The sequence below is a fragment of the Geminicoccus sp. genome, from assembly GCF_035556675.1.
GTDB lineage: Bacteria > Pseudomonadota > Alphaproteobacteria > Geminicoccales > Geminicoccaceae > Geminicoccus.
Genome location: NZ_DATMFZ010000220.1, coordinates 1 through 3,527, shown reverse-complemented (window position 1 = coordinate 3,527; position 3,527 = coordinate 1). Strand labels below are relative to the sequence as shown.

Sequence of the window (3,527 nt, the reverse complement as noted above, 5' to 3'; positions counted from 1 at the left end):
CGAGCTGGGTGTGGTGCCGCTCGACGCACAGCTGGGCAACCGGCAAAGCTATGTCGCGGCGATGGCGCGCGGGCTGGGCGTGATCGAGCACGAGCCGCGCGGCACGGCCGCCCAGGAAGTTCAGGCCCTGCGCGCCGAGATCGACCGGGTGAGCGGGCCGGAACTGGCCAAGGGATCCGCCTGAACAGGGGCGGACCCAGACGGATCTAGGAAAAGGAACGCACGCATGTCGGCACCGCCCAGTGGCCAGGGGGCGCCCATCGATGGCAGGCACCAGCTGGTCGAGTGGATCGCCTCGGGCGAGAAGCCGGCCGAGGCCTGGCGGATCGGCACCGAGCACGAGAAGTTCGTGTTCCGCAAGGACGACCTGACGCCGGTACCCTATGACGGGCCGGACGGGATCGCCGCGGTGCTGGAGGGGCTCGCCGAGAAGTTCGGCTGGGAGCGGCTGGTCGAGGACGGGCGCGTGGTGGCGCTGACCCGCAACGGCTGCAACATCACGCTGGAGCCGGGCGGCCAGTTCGAGCTGTCCGGGGCGCCCTTGCGGACCATCCACGAGACCTGCGGCGAGGTCACCGGCCATCTGGAGGAATGCCGCTCGGTGGCCGAGCCCCTGGGCCTCGGCATGCTCGGCATGGGCTTCCAGCCGCTCTGGCCGCGCGCGGCGATCCCGTGGATGCCCAAGGGCCGCTACGCGATCATGCGCCGCTACATGCAGAAGGTCGGCACGCTCGGCCTGGACATGATGCTGCGCACCTGCACGGTCCAGGTGAACCTGGACTATGCGTCCGAATCGGACATGGTGAAGAAGCTCCGGGTGTCGATGGCGCTCCAGCCGGTCGCCACCGCGCTCTTCGCCAACTCACCCTTCTCCGAGGGCGAGCCCAATGGCTTCCAGAGCTACCGGGCCCATGTCTGGACCGACACGGACGCGGACCGGACCGGGATCCCCGCCTTCGTGTTCGAGGACGGGATGGGCTACGAGCGCTGGGCCGACTACGTGCTCGATACGCCCATGTATTTCGTCTACCGCGACGGGCGCTATATCGACGTGGCCGGGCGCTCGTTCCGCCGCTTCATGGAGGGCGGGCTCGACGAGCTGCCGGGCGAGCTGCCGACCATGAGCGACTGGTCGGACCATGTCACCACCCTGTTCCCCGAGGTCCGGCTCAAGAAGTACCTGGAGATGCGCGGCGCCGATTGCGGTGCCTCGGACCAGCTCTGCGGCCTGCCGGCACTCTGGGTGGGCCTGCTTTATGACGGCACGGCCCTGGATGCGGCCCATGACCTGATCCGCGGCTGGAGCCTGGCCGAGCTCGAGGAACTGCGCCGGATCGTGCCGGTGCAGGGGCTGAAGGCGCCGTTTCGCGGCCGCACCGTGCAGGATCTGGCCAAGGAAGTGCTGGCGATCGCTGCCCAGGGGCTGAAGGCGCGCGGCCGGCTCGACTGGATCGGCACCAGCGAGGAGCAGTATCTGGCCGACCTGCGCGAGACCGCCGCCAGCGGCCGCACGCCGGCCGACCGCAAGATCGAGCTGTTCCGGGGCCGCTGGGGTGGCCGGGTCGAGCCGGTGTTCGCGGAATTCGCCTACTGAGCAGGAATGGGCCGGGGGAGGGGCTTCGGCTCCTGCCCCGCCGGCCGCAGGACAAGCAAAAGCGGGCGGTCTCGCGACCGCCCGCTCGGGCTCGTCGCCGCCGCCGGCACCTCGGCCGGCGATCGGCTCAGCTCTCGGCGCTGTCCTTGGGCGTGATCACCTGGCGGCCGCGATACATGCCGGTCTTCAGGTCGACATGATGCGGGCGGCGATACTCGCCGGTCACCTTGTCCTCGATCACGGTCGGGACGTTGAGCGCCAGATGGGCGCGGCGCATGTCGCGGCGCGACTTGGAGGTTTTTCGCTTCGGAACGGCCATGTTCGTCACCCTGGTACGAAGCGCCCGCCTGCGATCGGGCGCGCAAAACTGCGACCGGGACGGCGGCCGACCCGGGGAGGCCGCTTGATAGAAGCATGGCACCCGGCAAGTCAACCCGGGCCGGCAGCTCCACCCAGGTCCGATCCGCAGCGGCTGCGGCCTTGCGCGGGCGTGGCCCCGGCCTAAGCTTTTGCCCGGCTTCCCTTCACCTGCATGGATATCCGCCGATGGCGCCCGCACCGATCCCGTTCGTCGACCTGGCAGCGCAGCGCCGGCGCTTAGGCGGGCGGATCGAGGCGGCGGTACAGCAGGTGATCGAGAGCGGCGCCTACATCATGGGGCCGCAGGTGGCCGAACTGGAGCAGCGCCTGGCCGCCCATGCCGGGGTGGGCCATGTGGTGAGCTGTGCCAACGGCACCCAGGCGATCGAGCTGATCCTGCGCGCCTGGGAGATCGGCTCAGGGGACGCGGTGTTCGTCCCGGCCTTCACCTTCGCCGCCACCGCGGAGGCCCCGGCCTGGCATGGCGCCACCCCGGTGTTCTGCGATGTCGAGCCCGAGACCTTCAACCTGGACCCGGCCAGCCTGGAGGCGGCGATCGGCCATGCCGCCACGCTCGGGCTGAAGCCCAAGGCGGTGATCCCGGTCGACCTGTTCGGCGTGCCGGCCGACTACCGGGCGGTCGAGGCGATCGCCCGGCACCATGGGCTGCGCATCCTGCAGGATGCGGCGCAGAGCTATGGCGCCACCCGCGACGGGAAGCGGGCCGGTGCGCATGGCGATGCCGCGGCGACCAGCTTCTATCCGGCCAAGCCGCTCGGCTGCTACGGCGATGGCGGGGCGATGCTGACCGACGACGCCGATCTGGCCGCGCGGCTGCGCTCCCTGCGCTTCCACGGCATGGGCGGCGGCGGCCAGTACGACAATGTCCGGCTCGGCACCACCGGGCGGCTCGACACGATCCAGGCGGCGATCCTCCTGGAGAAGCTGGCGGTCCTGGACGAGGAGCAGGCGGCCAGGCAGCGGGTCGCGGACCGCTACCACGCGGCCCTGGGCAACCTCGCCATCACCCCGCGCACGCCCGACGGCGTGGCCTCGGCCTGGGCGCAGTACACGTTGCGCCTGCAGGGGCGCGACCGGATCAAGGCCGAGCTGGCCGGCCAGGGCATCCCGACCATGATCTATTATCCCAGGGCCCTGGCCGACCAGGCGGCGTTCGCCGGCTGCCCGGTGAGCCCGACCGGGATCCCGGTGAGCCGCAAGCTCACCGAGGAGGTCCTGGCCCTGCCGATCCATCCTTATCTCCAGCCTGGGGACCAGGACCGGGTGATCGAGGCGCTGCAGCAGGCGCTGGGTGCCTGAGGATTCGCGGCTGAAATTTTTCTACGCCGGCGCCTTTTCGGGCCGGGGCGCTGCCCTATATCTGCAAGGCCGGGGCAGGAGGGTACGCCCAGCCGCCAACGGGATGAAAAAACCCTGTTGACGGTTCAGCTGGCCAGGCCTAGAACCCGGCCCACGCAGCGAGGCTGGGTGCTCAGCGGTGACGGTGATCGTCGCTCTGGTGCTCGGGAGTTGCGGGTACCTGATCTGTCGAGGTTGGGTGGCGGTCCTGGTA

Annotated in this window: 3 protein-coding genes and 1 pseudogene; 3 read left to right on the top strand and 1 reads right to left on the bottom strand. The window is 70.3% G+C overall.

From position 1 onward, the window contains the following. Both VNS22_RS15390 and VNS22_RS15385 read left to right on the top strand, forming a co-directional pair. Nucleotides 1-184 (top strand): annotated as a pseudogene (locus VNS22_RS15390) (hypothetical protein); the annotation flags it as partial. Between the two features lie 42 nt (nt 185-226). Beyond that, the gene (locus tag VNS22_RS15385) at nt 227-1,594 is read left to right on the top strand and encodes a glutamate--cysteine ligase (protein ID WP_325733890.1); all 1,368 of its coding nucleotides are present in this window, start codon (nt 227-229) and stop codon (nt 1,592-1,594) included. A gap of 127 nt (nt 1,595-1,721) precedes the next feature. Here VNS22_RS15385 and rpmF read toward each other — a convergent pair whose 3' ends face one another. Then, a complete protein-coding gene (gene rpmF / locus VNS22_RS15380) occupies nt 1,722-1,913 on the bottom strand; it encodes a 50S ribosomal protein L32 (RefSeq protein WP_325733888.1) in 192 nt (63 codons plus the stop codon). Between the two features lie 227 nt (nt 1,914-2,140). Between rpmF and VNS22_RS15375 the strand changes: the two genes are divergently transcribed. Continuing rightward, nucleotides 2,141-3,274: a DegT/DnrJ/EryC1/StrS aminotransferase family protein gene (locus VNS22_RS15375; RefSeq protein WP_325733886.1), complete on the top strand. Its 1,134-nt coding sequence runs from the start codon at nt 2,141-2,143 to the stop codon at nt 3,272-3,274. Nucleotides 3,275-3,527: the final 253 nt, after the last annotated feature.

What these genes read in the sequence shown, in the direction of transcription:
- VNS22_RS15385 (WP_325733890.1), top strand. Translation starts at nt 227, where the DNA reads ATGTCGGCACCGCCCAGTGGCCAGGGGGCGCCCATCGATGGCAGGCAC.
- rpmF (WP_325733888.1), bottom strand. Translation starts at nt 1,913, where the DNA reads ATGGCCGTTCCGAAGCGAAAAACCTCCAAGTCGCGCCGCGACATGCGC.
- VNS22_RS15375 (WP_325733886.1), top strand. Translation starts at nt 2,141, where the DNA reads ATGGCGCCCGCACCGATCCCGTTCGTCGACCTGGCAGCGCAGCGCCGG.